The following is a 16,334-nucleotide window of genomic DNA, read 5'->3' as shown; positions in this document are numbered from 1 at the left end:
TCGCTTTTGCGGTCGAATAGCGACAAACACAAACCATGCCGACGACCCACTACCCAGAGCGATGTCGTGCAACGGAGCACGTGTCTGCTCGCAGCTCCTGGGCGAATGACGGAGACGCTCCTTGAATGCATTTAAGAAATTTTGGCTTGGATTGAGGTCCGAGTGATCATCTCATCTATGCGTTGGAGCGGGTCAGTGGCTCGGGTCCCTTGAAGGCAGAGATCTTAGGCCCCTTTTAAACAGGCTTTAGCAAAAACCGTTCAATTTAAGGATTCGATACGCTTCGATTGAGCTTCGAAGTGCATCCTCAGAATTGCGGTCTCCGTCATTGGCGTCGGGATGGTGCATTTTGAGCCTCTCCTTATAGCGGCTCTTGATTTCTTGGGATGTCGCCTGGGAAGAAAGGCCGAGTGTTTCGAAAGCTTTGGCTTCCAGTACCTTGAGCTTTCTCTGTTGGGCGCCGATCCGGGTTTGCCCTTGCCGATCGGCTTTGCGAGCATTTAGCGTTTTTGCCGAGCCTGAACGAACTGAAGACGGTAACGGAGTTTCAGTCGCCGCGCTCACCCTCTTTCCCCAGGTCGGGCGCGCACCCGTCGTCGCTTCTTTTTGGTAACGGGCGACGTCGGCATTGGAGGGTGGTGTCGTAAAACTATAACCCTTGTTGTAGTCAGTCACATGCTCAAGGCAGAATAAGAGGTAAAGACCTTCTGCACCCGATCCCACCGGCGCGCGGTGAGTACCGCTCTTTTCACACCCGTCCCATTGGCATTTTGGGCCTGTGGCTTGGCTGGCCGATGGCGAGCGTTTGCGAGCGGATCGAAGACCTACGAATATTTTCGAATCATGCGTCATTGGAACTATATGGACGCGGAGGACCCCTAGGGCAACATCAGACATGTCCAATCTCGGGCAATACGTACAGGGCGCGACAGCCAACCTCACTGGGGGAAGCGCTGTTTTCTTGGCAAATTGGTCGTTTGGAAATGGCCAACATGGTGGAAAACATCTTACCGATCACACGCGGTTTCTTCTGAAGTCGATTATCGATTAAGGAGAGTTTGAGCCAACTGACGGTCCTGAAAACGCGCAAAGCCACTAGGTTCTTGCCCTTGACGGTTGAACCCAAGCCGATCGCTTTGGTTCTTCGTGGCCGAGAATCTATATCCAGGTTTCATCGCGATGCCAGCATGTTAGAAATATTCGCGTAAGGCCTTGCCGTCATCCGCGAAGATCTCGGTGCCGTTGACGAAGCTCGGTCGCGCGACCTTCGCAATCTCTTGCGGCTCGCAGTCGCCTAGGCCGTGGCAGAAGGCGCTGAGTAGCCGGCCGAATGTTCGGTTCTCCAGCGATGTTTTAATGACGTCGGGCTCGCCCGGCGTGCGTCGTGATAGCCTGTTGGTGACGTCGGGAGATAATGCCCCAGCCGCCGTGAGCGCCAGAATTTGCCGAAAACCGCAGATGATTAGAAGATTTTTGCTTTCCGGCTTTCCCTTTCTGTGTTTCTTATAATGCTTAAATAGAATTTTTAACGCTTATTAATTCAGAATTAACATGATGGAAGACCGAAAAACCGATGCAGTGTCTGTCAATGCGGGCGGCTTGCTGGCGCTGGAGGCGCGGCTTGCGCACGAGCTCGCCCTTCTAGAGCGACCAGCGAAGCCATGGGTGCCGCGCATGGAGATCGACGGTGGCGGAGTGCTGGATGTTGCAGTTATAGGTGCCGGGCTTTGTGGGCTCACCGCGCTTGCCGCCCTCTCATTTGTCGGGATCGATAATATCAGGGCCTTCGATAAGGCTTCGAGCGGCTTCGAGGGTCCCTGGGTAACGAGCGCGCGTATGGAGACATTGCGCACCCGCAAGGAACTCGCTGGTCCCGCGCTCGGCGTACCCTCCCTGACATTCCGCGCATGGTTCGAGGCGCAGTACGGCGCGCGCGCCTATGAGGAGATGGTGCTCATACCGCGTGAAGACTGGATGGCCTACATGGTCTGGTATCGCAATGTACTGGCGCTGCCCGTGAGCAACGATACCGAACTTTCCGGTCTCATTCTGCGCGAGGATGGCCTGCTTGATCTCGAGTTACAGGGGCCGGAAGGTGCGACCAGAGTTCTGGCGCGCCGGGTGATCCTGGCGACAGGGCTTGATGGCCTCGGTGCGCCGCGACTGCCAGATGTAGCGAAAGCGGTTCCTGCAAGCTTCGTGCGCCACAGCGGCGATATATTCGACGTGAGCGCGTTACGGGGCAAGCGGGTCGCCGTGGTCGGAGCCGGAGCTTCGGCAATGGACAATGCGGCCGCAGCACTTGAGGCGGGGGCTGACCGCGTCGACCTTTTCATTCGCAAGCCGGATATTCCGCGTGTGGAGAAATTCGGCGGCATCGCAAGCCTCGGCATGTCCCACGGTTATATCGGCCTGCCCGATGCTGACCGCTGGGCCTTCATGGTCGAGGCGGAGCGGACGCAGATTCCGCCGCCACGCCACAGCATCCTGAGGGTCTCGCGGCATGGCAATGCGCTCTTCCATCTTGGCAGTCCCGTTATCAGCATCACAGAAGTGGGCGAGGCGGTGGAAATAGAGACTCCGAAGGGGCGCTATCCGGCCGACCTCATCATTTTCGCCACTGGCTTTGATGTCGATTTCGCCCGACGGCCGGAATTTGCGGCCTTAAGCGGCAGTGTCCTGCTCTGGCGCGACGCCTACCAGCCGCCCGCGGAGCAGAGCAACGATGCGCTGGGATCCTATCCCTATCTCGGGCCGGCCTTCGAATTTCTGCCGAAGCCGGATCTGCCTGCGACGGAGGCGGAAACGATTTCCCGTATCCATTGCTTTGCCTATCCGGCTGTTCCCTCCCACGGGAAAATCACCAGCGGCATTCCTGCGGTCAGTCAGGGGGCGGAGCGTCTGGCGCAGGGCATTGCCCGCTCGCTGTTCGTCGAAGACCGCGCCCGTCATTTCGAGACTTTCATGAACCACGACGCCGCTGAAATCACCGGCGAGGAATGGCGCGACGCGGACGCGCGGGACAAGACCAAGGAGCATGCCAATGGCTGAACCGGCACTGAAACTGGAAATATTTTACGGCATTTCATCGCCGTGGGCCTATTTCGGTGCGCCACGGGCGGTCGAAGTCGCGCGCTCGCATGGAGCCGAGATTGTGCTGCGCCCGATCCGCATCATCGAGGCCAATGGCGGCATTCCACTGCGCAGCCGCCCTGATGCCCGGCAGAGCTACCATGCCGTGGAACTGGACCGGTGGCGCCGTCATCTCGATATGCCGCTCAATCTCACGCCGAAATTTTACCCCTGCGCCACCATTGAACGCGCAGCGCAACTCGTCATTGCCGCACAGAAGGCCGGGCTGGACGCGATCAGCCTTTCCTTCGCCATCCAGCGCGCATTGTGGAGCGAAGACCGCGACATTGCCGATCTCGATACGCTCCGTGCCATTGCGCAAGCGGTTCTCGGTCCCGAAGCTGTGGCGCTGGTGCGCGATCCGCAGCCGGAAGACATCGTGGCGGAATGGAACGGAAATCTCGCTGAGGCCGAGCGCCTCGGAATTTTCGGAACACCGACCTATGTGGTGAACGGAGAGCTGTTCTGGGGGCAGGACCGCCTGGAATTCGCAAGCCGCGCCCTTGGTGCCCTGAAGCAGCAAATTTCGCAATCCGCAGTGAGGACATCCGCATGACCGATGCCGCAAAACTCCACAATCAGGCCATCGTCATCGACGGCCTGCAGACCTGCCAGTGGAACAGGTCGATATTCGAGGACATGCGCGCGGGCGGCCTGACCGCCGTCAACGTCTCGAGCGTGATCTGGGAAAATTTCCGCGAGGGCATCGGTTATGTCAGCGAATGGAAGCGTTTCCTGCGGGAAAATGACGACCTGATCCGCCCGGTGCGCACGGTGGCCGATATTCACGTGGCCAAGGCGGAAAACAAAACGGGTATCATCATAGGCTGGCAGAACACCTCGCCGCTTGAGGACAAGCTGGATTATGTCGAGATTTTCAAGGATCTCGGCGTCGGCATCATGCAGCTGACCTACAATACCCAGAACTATTCCGGTGCAGGTTATCTGGAAGAAAACGACAGCGGCCTGACGGGCTTCGGCCGTGAGGTACTTGGGGAGATGAACCGCGTCGGCGTGCTCTGTGATCTGAGCCACGTCGGCGACAGAACTACGGCGGATGTCATCGCCCGCTCGAAGGCGCCGGTCTGTATCTCGCATGTGTTGCCGCGTGCGCTGCGCGACGTGAAACGCAACAAGCCGGACGAACTGCTCAAAGCCTGCGCGGAGAAGGGCGGCATCATCGGCATCAGCCTTTTTGCGCCGGGTCTTGCTGCCGGAAACGATGCGACGGTCGAGGATTATCTCGATGCCATGGCCTATGTCATCGATCTCGTCGGCGAAGATCACGTCGGCATCGGCACGGATTTCTCGCAGGAGCGGCCGCGTCCCGGCCCCTGGCAGCTCTGGGCCAACCGCGACAAGGGCACGGCCCGCACGCTGACGGAATTCGCGACGGTCAAGATTTCCAAGCCGAAGGGCATCGAGCGCATTGGTGAGGTTCCCAATATCACCGCCCGCATGCTGGCGCGCGGCTGGAGCGAAACGCTCGTTCTGAAACTTCTCGGACAAAATTGGCTGCGCGTGCTCGATGCCGCGTGGCGGCCCGCAATCTGACAACACCAAATCAAATGGAGGCAACTGAAATGAAAAATGTTCTCAAGCGCCGCAAGGCCGCTCTCGTCGTCGGCATCGTTGCCGCCGGGATCGCCTCGCTCTCGGGAACCGTCTTCGCGCAGGATGCGACGAAGGGTACCGTCAACATCGTCGGTTTTTCCGGGGTCTTTGCGGATAACTATCAGAAATTCATCATCGACGCCTTCAAGGCCCAGCATCCCGGCATCGAGGTGAACTATCAGCAGAGCAAGAATTCGGCCGAAACGCTGGCGTTGCTCACCCTTCAGCGCGCCGAGCCGAAGGTCGACGTCGCCCTGATCGATGTTTCGGTCGCCATCAAGGCGAACAAGGAAGAATTGTTCACCAAACTCGATGCCGCCAAGGTGCCGAACCTTGCCGAGCAACCGGAATGGGCGCGCATCGATGGGGACCGCTCCGTCGCCTTCTCGCAGGACAATCTTGCCATCCTCTACAATACCGACGCGGTGAAGGAACCGCCGATAAGCTGGACCGATCTTGCCGACCCGAAATACAAGGGAAAGATCGCCGCCAAGCTTTCCGATACGCGCGGCGTCATTCTGCTGCCGATCCTCACCAAGCTGAAGGGTGGCGACTACAAGACCTCCGTCGATCCGGCCATCGATTTCCTGAAGCAGGTTGCGCCGAGCGTTTCGACTTTCGAACCGGCTCCGGACTGCTATGCCGTGGTGCAGAGCGGCGAGGTCGATCTTTCCATCTGCTGGAATGGCCGCGCGCAATATCTGCATGACACGCAGGGCGGGAAAATCGGCGTGGCCTTGCCGAAGGAAGGCTCCATCGGCCAGACGAACACGATCGGTCTGGTCGAAGGTTCCGCCAATAAGGAGGCCGCCGAACTCTTCGTGAATTATGCCCTGAGCGCCGAGGCGCAGGCGACATTTGCCGAAAAGAGCTTCTACGGTCCGGTCAACAGCAAGGTCTCGCTGAGCGAGCCGGTTGCTGCCCGCATCTACGGCAGCAAGGAAGCCCAGGCCGCGCAGTCCTCGCTGGACTGGAGCTTCGTAGCGGACAAATATTCCGCATGGATACAGCGGATCAACCGCGAGGTCATCGCAGCGAATTGAGACAGGACGCAGAGGACGCCATGGCCGATCATCATGTCGAGATCGACAATCTCGTGAAGACCTATCCGGGCGCCCTCAAGCCCTCCGTGGATCATGTCAGCTTTTCCCTGCCACGCGGGGAAATGCTGGCGTTGCTGGGCCCATCCGGCTGCGGCAAGACGACGATCCTGCGCATGATTGCAGGACTTATCCCGGTAACCTCAGGCGAAATCCGTCTGGATGGCCGGGATATCTCCGCAACCCCCGTCCATAAGCGCAATATGGGCATGGTTTTCCAGGCCTATGCCCTGTTCCCGCATATGAACGTTTCCGAAAACATTGCCTTCGGGCTGGAAATGCGCGGCACCCCAAAGTCAGAGCGCAAGGAGCGGGTGGTAAGGGCGCTCGATCTGGTCAAACTCTCCGGTCTTGGCGAAAGACGCGTCTCCCAGCTTTCCGGCGGTCAGCAGCAACGCGCGGCAATCGCCCGCTCGCTCGTCATCGAACCCGCGCTGCTGCTGTTTGACGAGCCGCTTTCCAATCTCGATGCGAAACTGCGTGACGAGATGCGCGATGAAATCCGCGACATCCAGAACCGCACCGGTGTTACCAGCATTTTCGTGACGCATGATCAGGACGAAGCCCTTTCGATGGCCGACCGGCTCGCTGTCATGTCAGAAGGCCGACTCGAGCAGATCGGTACGCCACGCGAGATTTTCGACCGGCCGAAAACGGATTTCGTCGCGTCCTTCATTGGGGGCGGCTCGTTCCTTGCAGGCACCGTCGTGGCCCCGGGCCGTGCGGAAATTCCGGGGCTCGGTATCCTGCATTTTTCGGGTGCCATACCGGTCGGGCAAAAGGCGCGGTTTCTGGTGCGGCCGCATCGCTTCGTGCTGGGCGAGGGTGTCAACGTCTTTTCCGGCATTGTCGAACATGTCACCTATCGTGGGCAGATGCTGACGCTCGGCGTGCGTGCGGGCGACTATCGCCTGCAGGCCGATTTGCCCACTCACGCTGCCTCACTGCCGGCCAAGGGCGAGCGCGTGATGCTCTCCGTTGCACCTGAGGATGTGACGCTGATCGGGGAGGCGGCCTGATGGCGGCGGCGAGCCATTCCGCCGGTGGTGGCGCATCACACCGCGGCATCCTGATCCTTCTGCTTTTGCCAGGCCTCATCGCGCTGCTGACGACCTTCCTGCTGCCACTCATCTGGCTAGTACGTGCGTCGTTCGCCTCCTCGGCCATGGCCGCACTTCGCGGTGGTGACTGGACGCTCGAATCCTACAGAACCGTGCTGTTCGACCCGTTTTACTGGAAGATCGCCTGGAACACGCTTTATCTCGGCGTGAATGTCGCGGTTCTGGCGGTTATTCTCTCCTATCCCATCGCGCTGTTCCTTGCCCGCACCCAAAGCCGCTGGCGCGGGGTGCTGACAGCGCTTGCTGTTGCGCCACTTCTCACCTCCTCGGTGGTGCGTACCTATGGCTGGATGGTCATTCTGGGGGACCGGGGCGTGATCAACACCGCGGTGCAATCGTCCGGCCTGACGGATGGCGTCATCCGGCTGACCAACAATTATTTCGGTGCGACCGTCGCATTGGTTGAAATCCTGATGCCCTATGCAATCCTTGCGATGCTGAGCGGGTTTGGCCGGCTGAACACGCAGTTCGAGGAGGCCGCAGCGATGCTGGGGGCAAACCGTTTGCGCGTGTTTACCCGCATCGTGTTGCCGCTTTCGCTGCCCGGCGTTTTGACTGCAGCACTTCTGGTCTTCGTGCTGGCCATCTCGTCCTTTGTCACGCCGCGCCTGATGGGCGGCGGCCGTGTCTTCGTCATCGGCACGGAGGTCTATAACGAAGCGACGGTGACGCTGAACTGGCCACTGGCTGCCGCACTTTCGGTGTTGTTGCTTATCCTGTTCGGCAGCGTGATAGTGATTTACCAGCGCGCCATGCGCGCGCTTGAGACGTGAGGCCGGCCATGGACGCGAAATTCGGACGCTTCGCCCACGCACTTCTGCTGACCCTGCTTTACCTGTTTCTTCTGGCGCCGATCATCGTCGTCCTGATCATTTCCTTCGATACGCGCCAATATCTGGCGTTTCCGCCGGAAAGCTTCTCCTTCGGTTCTTACGCCAAGGTTTTCGCCAATGCCAAGTTCATCAGCGCCTTCTGGCGAAGCCTTGGCATCGGCCTGCTCGTCGGTTTCGTGTCGATTTTCGCGGGGCTGCTTCTGTCGCTGGCGCTGTCGCGGCACGAATTCCGCGGCAAGGGCGCGGTCAATTTCCTGATCCTTGCACCGTTCCTCGTGCCGCATATCGTGCTTGCCGTTGGCGTAATGCTGGTGCTCGGGCCGCTCGGCCTGCTCGACAGCTATACCGGCATCTTTCTTGCGCATCTCGGCATCACCACGCCCTATACGGTGCGCACCATCACCATGAGCCTGATGACCGTAGATCGCCGTGTCGAGGAGGCGGCGCGCGTTCATGGTGCATCGCCCGCCATGGTGTTGTGGCGCATCACCCTGCCGCTGGTCCGGCCAGGTCTCATAGCCGGTGCGGTCATCGCCTTCCTGATTTCGTTCGATGAGGCGACCATCTCGCTCTTCATCGTCTCGGTCAAATCCTCGACGCTGCCGACGGAAATCTATCATTATCTGGAATATTCCACCGATCCGCAGATCGCCGCACTATCCGTTATCCTCATCCTTATCTCGGTCGGTGTGGTCGTGGCGGTCGAGCGGCTGGTCGGACTGCGTCGGGTGTTGTGACATGACCATCGTGAAAGTGGCAGCCGGTACGTTGCAAGGTATCAGGGAAAACGGAATTCACGCCTTTCTCGGTGTGCCTTACGCCGCGCCGGTAAAGCCGGAACGGCGTTTCGACGCGCCGCAGCCGGTCTCACCGTGGCAGGGCGTGCGCGATGCCACCCAGCTTGGTCCCGTCTGCCCGCAAATTCCAACCTATGGTCCGGTCGGTGCCGCCGCGACCTCTAAACTTGCCTTTGGCGAGGATTTCCTGACCGTCAACATCCGCACGCCTGATACGGCAGGGCGAGCGCCCGTGCTGTTCTGGATCCATGGTGGCGGCTACGCGGTCGGTTCGGCCAATGAACCGGTGCTGCAGAGCGGTGCGTTCGCGGCGAGCGGCATCGTTGAGACCACGGTCAATTATCGCCTGGGCGCGCTCGGTTTCCTCCATCTTGAAGGCAGGCCCGACAATCGCGGTCTGCTCGATCTTGTCGCCGCACTCGAATGGGTGCGCGATAATATCGCCGCCTTCGGTGGCGACCCGGACCAGGTGACGCTGGCCGGGCGTTCGGCCGGTGGCTTTGCAGTCGCGGCGCTGATGGCCATGCCGGACGCGCAGGGACTTTTCCACCGGGCCATGCCACAGAGCGGTTCAAGCACCGGTGTCGCCTCGATGGACGATGCCGAAAGGCTGACCCGACGGTTTCTGGCGGCCGCAAATGCCGATGAGGCTTCGCTCGCAGCCCTGCCGATGAACCGGTTGCTTGAAATCCAGCGTGATCTTTGCAACCAGTCCTATGAGGAGCATGATTTCGCCCGTGACGGGGACGCCTCGATGCTTGGCGTTCCCTTCGTTCCGGTCATCGAAGGGGCAAGTCTGCCGAAACATCCGGAAACTGCCGCGCGCGAAGGCCGCACCGCCGCCGTGCCAATGATGATCGGCTGCACAACTGGCGAACATGTGGCCCACGCAATCGTGCAGCCTAAGATGGACTTCGCACTTTGCGCCGGGCTGCTGCATGAGCGCGTTCTTCCGCGTGGCCTCGCCGGCTCCGATATTGTTAAGCGCTATCGCATGGCTCTGCCCAACCACAGCCCGCGCGGCATTTGGCGCGCGATTGCTGGCGATCTCGTCTTTCAGCTCCCAGCCATACGTTTCGCGAGGCTGCATGCCCGTTTCAATCCGGTCTATAAATATCTCTACGGTTCGCTGGAGGCCGATGAGCTGGGTGCGCCACACGGCGCCGAAGTCGGTTCCGTCTGGTATCGTGATGGTTCGAATGACCGCGAATTGCCCGAGCGCCAGCGCGTGGCGGATCCGGACTTCGCAAGAGCGATACATGATCTGTGGGCCTCATTCATAAAGGACGAACGTCCCCGCGCCCCAAACGGTGAGTGGCCGCTCTATCATGCTGACAAACCAGTGGTTCTGCGTGCAGGCCCGGCCGGTTTTGAATTTACTGCCGACCCCTTCGACGGGCGCGAGGCGCTTTGGCTGCCAGCTGGCCATGACGATCGCGGACCGGTATAGCGCTTGGGTACGACGAGGCAAAAACACAGGTCCTGGGCGGAGTGAAAAATGGCGTCTGACTATCTTGATACGCGGCAGCTAGAAGCTTTCGTGGCGGTGGTTTCAATCGGCAGCATCACCGGTGCAGCGAAGGCCTTGGGCAAGTCTCAACCCGTCGTGACACGCCTCATTCAGGATCTGGAGGGCGAAATCGGTTTTGCGCTGCTGCATCGCAATGGTCCCCGTATCACCCCCACAGAAAAAGGAGTGGCCTTTTTCGCCCAAGCGGAGTTGTTCCTCGGCGGCCTCAGGACGATTAGCGAAAGTGCGAGGCGCATTCACGCCTCACGGCGCACGGCCATCGAGGTCGCGTCCATTCCGGCGATTGCTGCAAGCCTCCTGCCAAGGGCGCTCGCGGCCCTGCCGGCGGACCGGTTTCCCGATCATGTGCATCTCCAGAGCATTTCTTCGGAAAATGTCGTGCAGGCGGTGATGGCGGGCACCGCGGATCTCGGCGCCGTCAGCCTTCCGCTAGACAATCCCGGCGTCGATATTCACTGGCTGGGGGAGGTGCCGTGCGTGGCCGTGCTCGCGGAAGATCATCCGCTCGCTCGGAAGGCGGTCATCTCCGCCGCAGACCTTGCCGGAAACCGGCTTATCGCTTCGGCAAACCCCTTCCGCCTACGTATGCGGATTAATGATGTGCTTTCCAGTCTCGGTGTCGACCCTTCTTCCGTCATCGATAGCAATGCGACCTACGTTTCCCTGTCGCTGGCGCGCATGGGTCTCGGTGTCGCAATCGTCGAGTCGATTACTCTCTGGGGTTTGCCTGTAGAGGGTGTTCGCGTCATACCGCTGTCTTTTCATATCCCGTTCCAGTGGGGCTTCGTGACGGCTGCCGGTCGGCCGGTCATTTTCGAGGTGGAACAACTGGTGGCAACGGCACGACGGCTGGTAGCCGATATTCCTCAAGCGATTATCTACGACAGAATATCGCAGATTCAGTCTTTCGATTGACTTGTACATCTTACTTGCCAGACCCTGCCAAAGGCGACACTGCAGGGAAAAGGCAGCGCCGGCAAAGGATGTAGGCGGCGGCTTTCGTTTTCAGCTCAGCTTGTCGAGGATCTTACACAGCCTGATCATTCTGGCCTCCTTAAAACCTGTTCCGACGTGGGCGAGCTCATTACTACAAAAGGCCGCAGGGGCCAGAGAGCTAAAACCGCCGGGCGACGCGTCGATACCGAGGCCGCCCGTGACAAGCTGCAAAGGATATCGGAAGGCACCGCCAACCAGTTCGCAATGGAGAAGGCCATCGCTTCAGGCGATGGGCGCCTCATGCGCAAGGCCAAGCTGGCGGCCAATACTGCCCGGCTCAAACGGCTCCGAGCCGCCTACGAGGACGACCAATATACGGTTCCGTCGCCAGATGCACGATGCCGAAGCCGCGGGCAATCAAAGCTCGACCGGTGGCAGATCTGGACGACGAGACCCTCGCGGCGGCTGCATAGCTGCATTGCACAATAAATGTTTTCCTGATGGTCAAAAATCAGGCATAACGCCTTCAGCTGATGCAGATGACGGTCACCTCCCAGTTCCGTCGCAGCAGCTGTTCCCCTCTGGAGGTTTTAGATCTCCACACTTCATGGGCCGCGGTTTCCGCAGGCCCATTTTTTTATTCTTCGTTCGACGATTCTGAGGGATTTATACCGAGGCGGCTTTAGCGCAGGTCCCGCCGCTCGGCAGCTTGAAGAGCGATCATATCAAGGTACCTTTCTCGCATGGCTTTCATGTCGAATTCTCCGCGGGACCATTGCTCCAGCAAAGCAACGAAGACAGGATCCTTGTCGATCGGCATATCACGCGCTGCCGCGCGAGCAATAGCACGCTGCGCGATCGCCCTGCGGGTTTCGGGGTCTGTGCTCATGTTGCCTCGCCTGATATTCAGATGGACGGGAAGATCTAACAGGGAGTAGTCCAGATCGCGACTCCAAATTGCTCTTCCTCAAAAAATATCTGAGCATTACCGCTGAAATTGCAGCGGCGTTGGATATTGTCCCCGGGATACAAAAAGAAGGTTGCTCCCCTCACGGATTGAGCGCCTTTTTCGTATCGGCGGCGCCCGCAAACATAGTCCTGCGTCTTGACCGGAACTGGTGCTTTCCCGCCGCATTTGGCATGTTTTCCAACCCAGTCGCTTGCCACCAAATTGCGGAAGCCGCGGATATTCCACTTCTCGTACCGGTCCTCAATAATTCCGAAAGGGGGGCCGTGCGCCAATCCGTGCTCGGGGTTTATCCAAACGGCTATACGGCGAAGTCGAACGCTATGCCGCTCGTCTCGCTGTCACCTTCACTGGATTTCACGAGCGTCGTCTCAGCGAGCCGCGCCTGGACGGCCAAGGTCGCTGGTCGCGATGCTGTAAGTACTCGCGGTACCAGCCCCTCAGCGCATTCTTTGTGGGATAACCCTGCTGGCGAATGGTCCCGTTAAGTCGCTTGCCAAGCCTGATGTAAAGCTCAACGGCTCGAAGTCTGTCTGCGTAGGAATACATGAACCACCTCTTTGGTGGTCCAAGTTTTCATCCGCACCCCCAACGGGTCAAATCCTGCTGAAACTCAGTACTCTTGAATTTTAGCATCGTTCTTGGTAATTTGATATCAAAGAGATCATTTTTTCAAGGATGATATCAATGCCGGCGGTCACCATTCGTAACCTTTCTGAAGAAACACATCGCGCTCTGAGGGTGCGAGCGGCTCGTCATGGCCGGAGCACGGAGGCCGAGATTCGTGCCATTATTGAAGCGGCTGTTCGTCCTCCGGAACGTATTCAGCTCGGGTCCTTGCTAGCGGCCATTGGTCGCGACGCCGAGCTTTCCGACAGCGACGTTGAAGCTCTTCAGACAAGTCGCGACAAGACACCTGCTAAGCCGATGACCTTCGAGTGATCTTGCTTGACACCAACGTCATATCCGAACCGTGGAAACCGGTTCCAGACGAGGCGGTGATTGCCTGGTTGGACGCCCAAGCTGTCGAAACGCTGTTCATCTCCGCAATAACGATTGCGGAACTTCGCTTCGGAATTGCTGCTATGCCTTCAGGCAGACGGCAAACTATCCTCCTCGACCGTCTCGAGGGCGAGGTGCTGCCACACTTTTCCGGCCGCATCCTGTCCTTCGATCTGACTACTTCTCAATTCTACTCTGAACTGATGGCACGCACTCGAGCGTCTGGGAAAGCGATCGGCACTGCCGATGGCTACATTGCAGCCACAGCGGCGGCAAATGGCCTCACGATCTCAACTCGCGATACAAGCCCTTTCGAGGCTGCCGGGGTGAAAGTGATCAACCCCTGGTCCAGATAACCACAATGGTCATCTGGGCGTGACGCATGGCATTGTTTGTTCATCGCAACCGAGCCGGTTAGGCACATAATTCCACAGATGGATTGGGTGCCATCATCGGCATCGTAGCGTATTTCCACAGTTGGGAATGAGGCTTCTGTCATTGCCAGCTGGCAAGCAGCACTTCAAGTGTAGCACGATCCTCGTCGTCCAGACGGGCGAGTCCTGGTGCTCGAACTGGGCCAACCGCAAGACCCTGTATCTGCATCGCTTCCTTCACCACAGTCACATTGGCGCCGTTCCGGTATCGTGTCCGCAGCCGTTCGAACAACTCGATCTTTTCAACGATCTTACGTGCGGCCGAGAAATTGCCGGCCGTCAGTGCATCATGAACTTGCAGGGAAAAGTGCGGAGCGACATTGACGAGACCGGATGTGAAACCGCGGGCTCCGACGGCGCAGAAGGCGGGAGCCCAGCTTTCTGCCAGTCCACACACGTAAAGTGAGCCGTCAGGATCGGAAGCGGCGATCGCGCGCGACAGAAGCATAATATCGGTCGTCGCGAACTTTATGCCTGCGACATTCGGATGGCTGGATAGTCTGACCATGTCGTTGACCGAGAACCCGTCGGCGCGGACATAGGCTACGAGAGGCAATTCGCTGCCTTCAGCCAGGCCGATAAAATAGTCGATCTGTGATTGCGGCGCTGCGAACGGGTCAACCGGCTGGTGGGACATGACTGCAGACGCGCCCATCTCCCTGGCCCGACGCGCCATGGACAGGGCCTCCCGCTGCGAGCGTCCAATCGCTGCAGTAACGGGGGCTTGCCCGTTCACCCCTTCTATCGCGGCTTCGTAGACTTTGAGAATTTCAGCGGGCGTCAACGCGTAAAACTCGCCGGTATTGCCCGCAGCAACGATATTGTGGATGCCCGCCTTTGCTACACGGGCATAAGCTTCGATGGTGACACCTATATCGACTTCCCCATCTGTCTCGTAAGCCGTTACGGGGACGCCGGAAATACCGTGCAGAGCCTGGCGGAAATCGAATGTCGTCATCAACTGGTTTCCTTAAAAATCAAAGGGCATCTTCAGATAGAAAATTTGTGAACGGCTACGCCCACGACAGGCACATCAAACGCAACAAGCGTACCTGGGGTGGTTGTTCCGTTCGTTTCGATTACAAGACTCGTGAGATAGATCGTTTTGAGGTCCGGGCCGCCGAAACATGGCATGGTCGGCCCTTTGAACGGCAACCTGTATATCTCGAACAGTTCGCCCTCCGGCGAAAAGCGGTTGAGACGCCCGGCCTGAACGCCGGCGCTCCAGTAACAGCCTTCGCAATCGGTCGCCGCGCCATCAGGCCTGCCTTCGTCGGGTGCGAAATCGTGCAGGCGTTCGGCTGGACCGAGCGTGCCCGTCGCGACATCGAAATCGAACGCCTGATACATCAGACCGCTGCTGTCAGAATGATACATACGCGTTCCGTCCAGACTCCAGGCAAGCCCGTTCGATGTGAACATATCGCCATTGATGACAAGCTCGACGCCGCCATCCGGCGCGATACGATAGAGGCGGGCATTTCCTGTCTGCACGGCAGCCTCGTCGCGGGTTCCCACCCAGAAATGGCCATCGGGGCCGACCTTGCCGTCGTTGAGACGGCTGTCTGCTCGTCCTTCGTCCGGATCGCACAGCAGTTCGAGCGCGCCGTTTGCGGGGTCTAGAAGGTACACGCCCGTCTTGAGGCCCGCCACGACAAGGCCATTGTCGCAAAGACCGAGGCATCCCACCTGTGCGGGCATTTCGTATCTGTCGAGTTTGCCGCCCGGATGCAGGCAGAAAATGGCGGGGGCGAGAATGTCGACGAACCACAGATTCCCGGTACGCTCATCCCATGCCGGTGATTCGCCGACCTTCAACGGCGTGTCGATGAGAGAGCGGAGTTTCGGCTCTATGATGCGTGGCTGGATCACTGATTATTTTCCCTTGCCGTGTATGGCTCGCCTTTTGAAATGTGGAAAAACGGTTCTAGCTGCCGACGCCCTGAAACATGCGGGCGCGAGCCTTCAGGATGTGATCTTTCATTGCGTCATGCGCGGCCTGTTCCTGGCGCGCAAAAATCGCTTCCACGATTGCCGTATGTTCGTTCTGTACCTCGCGCACATGTTGCGGCGTACGCTTGAGGCTGAGGCTGCGTGTCACCGACTGGCCGATCGCGAAATGCGGCTTGAACCATATGCGCACGGTGATATGGAACTGGTTATGGCTCGCTTTCGCAATGGCTTCGTGCAGGGCAAAGTCCTCCTCCGCACCAAGATCGTTGCGCGCAAGACACTGTTCCAGCGCGGTAATGGCCTGTTCGATGCGGGCTTTGTCGGCCGCCTGCCAACTGCGTGCTGCAAGTTCGGCGGCTGCAGACTCAAGGCCGGACCGGAACTCGAAGAAACGCTGCACATCGGCAAGCGAGCCGACAGGAACCTGCTGCAACACGGATGAATCCGGCTGCTGGCGCACATAGGAGCCGGAACCTTTCTGCGAAACGATAAGCCCGTCGTTGCGCAGCCGCTCCAGCGCTTCGCGCACCACAGGCCGGGAAGCCCCGAACAGGGAAGCCAGATTTTGCTCCGACGGCAACCGCTCGTTCACGGGAAACCGCCCATCAGAAATCATTCCGATGATCTTTTCGTAGATGATGTCGCTCAAGCGAGTCTCGCCTCGAGCGGCGGCGGATGCGGTTTGATTGTCCATCAGCAGCCCTTCCGTTGCAAATCGCTGAAGTTAATGGGTTTCCTGCATTTCAATCGCAACAGAAATACCGGGGTTTTCATGAACGTGGTTACTGTCGTGCCGGTTCTTTCCTCAAACCTGATCATGAAAACCGGTCTACGAATAAAAAATATGTAAAAATCTGTCAATACTTGTAATCATCTGAAAACGCCCATATGGTCTGCCCTGCCGGTGGAGGATC

16 protein-coding genes and 1 pseudogene are annotated in these 16,334 nt (G+C 58.8%); 11 read left to right on the top strand and 6 right to left on the bottom strand.

Annotated features, from left to right (window positions below):
* Positions 1-246: 246 nt before the first annotated feature.
* A complete protein-coding gene (locus CRP02_RS01035) occupies positions 247-852 on the bottom strand; it encodes a J domain-containing protein (protein ID WP_097170255.1) in 606 nt (201 codons plus the stop codon).
* A gap of 699 nt (positions 853-1,551) precedes the next feature.
* Between CRP02_RS01035 and CRP02_RS01030 the strand changes: the two genes are divergently transcribed.
* The 9 genes from CRP02_RS01030 to CRP02_RS00990 are packed head-to-tail and all read left to right on the top strand — an operon-like array spanning position 1,552 to position 11,043.
* The gene (locus tag CRP02_RS01030; RefSeq protein ID WP_097169943.1) at positions 1,552-3,051 is read left to right on the top strand and encodes an NAD(P)-binding domain-containing protein; all 1,500 of its coding nucleotides are present in this window, start codon (positions 1,552-1,554) and stop codon (positions 3,049-3,051) included.
* A complete protein-coding gene (locus tag CRP02_RS01025; protein WP_097169942.1) occupies positions 3,044-3,688 on the top strand; it encodes a 2-hydroxychromene-2-carboxylate isomerase in 645 nt (214 codons plus the stop codon). The genes CRP02_RS01030 and CRP02_RS01025 overlap by 8 nt, the downstream gene beginning before the upstream one ends.
* Positions 3,685-4,686 (top strand): dipeptidase, encoded by a 1,002-nt coding sequence (locus CRP02_RS01020; protein WP_097169941.1) that lies wholly within the window; start codon positions 3,685-3,687, stop codon positions 4,684-4,686. The genes CRP02_RS01025 and CRP02_RS01020 overlap by 4 nt, the downstream gene beginning before the upstream one ends.
* Positions 4,687-4,715: 29 nt before the next feature.
* Positions 4,716-5,789 carry an ABC transporter substrate-binding protein gene (locus CRP02_RS01015; RefSeq protein WP_097169940.1) on the top strand — a complete coding sequence of 358 codons (1,074 nt, stop codon included), beginning with the start codon at positions 4,716-4,718 and terminating at the stop codon, positions 5,787-5,789.
* A gap of 20 nt (positions 5,790-5,809) precedes the next feature.
* Entirely contained in the window at positions 5,810-6,865 is a 1,056-nt protein-coding gene (locus CRP02_RS01010; RefSeq protein WP_097169939.1) for an ABC transporter ATP-binding protein, read from the top strand.
* The gene (locus tag CRP02_RS01005) at positions 6,865-7,740 is read left to right on the top strand and encodes an ABC transporter permease (protein ID WP_097169938.1); all 876 of its coding nucleotides are present in this window, start codon (positions 6,865-6,867) and stop codon (positions 7,738-7,740) included. Before CRP02_RS01010 ends, CRP02_RS01005 begins: the two co-directional genes overlap by 1 nt.
* Positions 7,741-7,748: 8 nt before the next feature.
* On the top strand, positions 7,749-8,537 hold the full coding sequence (locus tag CRP02_RS01000) for an ABC transporter permease (protein ID WP_097169937.1): 789 nt from the start codon (positions 7,749-7,751) through the stop codon (positions 8,535-8,537).
* Position 8,538: 1 nt separating this feature from the next.
* The gene (locus tag CRP02_RS00995) at positions 8,539-10,047 is read left to right on the top strand and encodes a carboxylesterase/lipase family protein (protein ID WP_097169936.1); all 1,509 of its coding nucleotides are present in this window, start codon (positions 8,539-8,541) and stop codon (positions 10,045-10,047) included.
* A 48-nt stretch (positions 10,048-10,095) separates the two neighbouring features.
* Positions 10,096-11,043, top strand: coding sequence for a LysR family transcriptional regulator (locus CRP02_RS00990; protein ID WP_097169935.1), 948 nt, complete (start codon positions 10,096-10,098; stop codon positions 11,041-11,043).
* A 703-nt stretch (positions 11,044-11,746) separates the two neighbouring features.
* Here CRP02_RS00990 and CRP02_RS00980 read toward each other — a convergent pair.
* Positions 11,747-11,953, bottom strand: a complete 207-nt coding sequence (locus tag CRP02_RS00980) for a hypothetical protein (RefSeq protein WP_097169934.1) — start codon at positions 11,951-11,953, stop codon at positions 11,747-11,749.
* 459 nt (positions 11,954-12,412) lie between these two features.
* Positions 12,413-12,580 (bottom strand): annotated as a pseudogene (locus CRP02_RS28035) (IS3 family transposase); the annotation flags it as partial.
* Positions 12,581-12,718: 138 nt separating this feature from the next.
* On the opposite strand from CRP02_RS28035, the gene CRP02_RS00970 reads away from it, so the two are divergent.
* Positions 12,719-12,973 (top strand): FitA-like ribbon-helix-helix domain-containing protein, encoded by a 255-nt coding sequence (locus CRP02_RS00970; protein WP_097170254.1) that lies wholly within the window; start codon positions 12,719-12,721, stop codon positions 12,971-12,973.
* The gene (locus tag CRP02_RS00965; protein WP_097169932.1) at positions 12,970-13,389 is read left to right on the top strand and encodes a type II toxin-antitoxin system VapC family toxin; all 420 of its coding nucleotides are present in this window, start codon (positions 12,970-12,972) and stop codon (positions 13,387-13,389) included. The genes CRP02_RS00970 and CRP02_RS00965 overlap by 4 nt, the downstream gene beginning before the upstream one ends.
* Before the next feature lie 139 nt (positions 13,390-13,528).
* Here the strand turns inward: CRP02_RS00965 and CRP02_RS00960 are convergent, their stop codons facing one another.
* From CRP02_RS00960 to CRP02_RS00950, 3 genes are read right to left on the bottom strand one after another with little or no spacing between them, the layout of a single operon-like run.
* Positions 13,529-14,425: a dihydrodipicolinate synthase family protein gene (locus tag CRP02_RS00960; protein WP_097169931.1), complete on the bottom strand. Its 897-nt coding sequence runs from the start codon at positions 14,423-14,425 to the stop codon at positions 13,529-13,531.
* A gap of 32 nt (positions 14,426-14,457) precedes the next feature.
* Positions 14,458-15,339, bottom strand: a complete 882-nt coding sequence (locus tag CRP02_RS00955) for an SMP-30/gluconolactonase/LRE family protein (RefSeq protein WP_097169930.1) — start codon at positions 15,337-15,339, stop codon at positions 14,458-14,460.
* A gap of 55 nt (positions 15,340-15,394) precedes the next feature.
* Complete coding sequence (locus CRP02_RS00950) at positions 15,395-16,114, bottom strand: FadR/GntR family transcriptional regulator (RefSeq protein WP_003517195.1); 720 nt, start codon at positions 16,112-16,114, stop codon at positions 15,395-15,397.
* Positions 16,115-16,334: the final 220 nt, after the last annotated feature.

Origin of the sequence: Rhizobium sp. AN5 (genome assembly GCF_900215255.1) — a bacterium.
GTDB lineage: Bacteria > Pseudomonadota > Alphaproteobacteria > Rhizobiales > Rhizobiaceae > Agrobacterium > Agrobacterium tumefaciens.
Note: the sequence above shows the minus strand (reverse complement) of the source record. Positions and strands in the feature narration are given on the sequence as shown.

Coding starts and splice junctions, on each gene's coding strand:
- CRP02_RS00970 (WP_097170254.1), top strand. CDS start 12,719: ATGCCGGCGGTCACCATTCGTAACCTTTCTGAAGAAACACATCGCGCT.
- CRP02_RS00950 (WP_003517195.1), bottom strand. CDS start 16,114: ATGGACAATCAAACCGCATCCGCCGCCGCTCGAGGCGAGACTCGCTTG.
- CRP02_RS00995 (WP_097169936.1), top strand. CDS start 8,539: ATGACCATCGTGAAAGTGGCAGCCGGTACGTTGCAAGGTATCAGGGAA.
- CRP02_RS01035 (WP_097170255.1), bottom strand. CDS start 852: ATGACGCATGATTCGAAAATATTCGTAGGTCTTCGATCCGCTCGCAAA.
- CRP02_RS01010 (WP_097169939.1), top strand. CDS start 5,810: ATGGCCGATCATCATGTCGAGATCGACAATCTCGTGAAGACCTATCCG.
- CRP02_RS01005 (WP_097169938.1), top strand. CDS start 6,865: ATGGCGGCGGCGAGCCATTCCGCCGGTGGTGGCGCATCACACCGCGGC.
- CRP02_RS00960 (WP_097169931.1), bottom strand. CDS start 14,425: ATGACGACATTCGATTTCCGCCAGGCTCTGCACGGTATTTCCGGCGTC.
- CRP02_RS01030 (WP_097169943.1), top strand. CDS start 1,552: ATGATGGAAGACCGAAAAACCGATGCAGTGTCTGTCAATGCGGGCGGC.
- CRP02_RS01025 (WP_097169942.1), top strand. CDS start 3,044: ATGGCTGAACCGGCACTGAAACTGGAAATATTTTACGGCATTTCATCG.
- CRP02_RS00980 (WP_097169934.1), bottom strand. CDS start 11,953: ATGAGCACAGACCCCGAAACCCGCAGGGCGATCGCGCAGCGTGCTATT.
- CRP02_RS01015 (WP_097169940.1), top strand. CDS start 4,716: ATGAAAAATGTTCTCAAGCGCCGCAAGGCCGCTCTCGTCGTCGGCATC.
- CRP02_RS01020 (WP_097169941.1), top strand. CDS start 3,685: ATGACCGATGCCGCAAAACTCCACAATCAGGCCATCGTCATCGACGGC.
- CRP02_RS00990 (WP_097169935.1), top strand. CDS start 10,096: ATGGCGTCTGACTATCTTGATACGCGGCAGCTAGAAGCTTTCGTGGCG.
- CRP02_RS01000 (WP_097169937.1), top strand. CDS start 7,749: ATGGACGCGAAATTCGGACGCTTCGCCCACGCACTTCTGCTGACCCTG.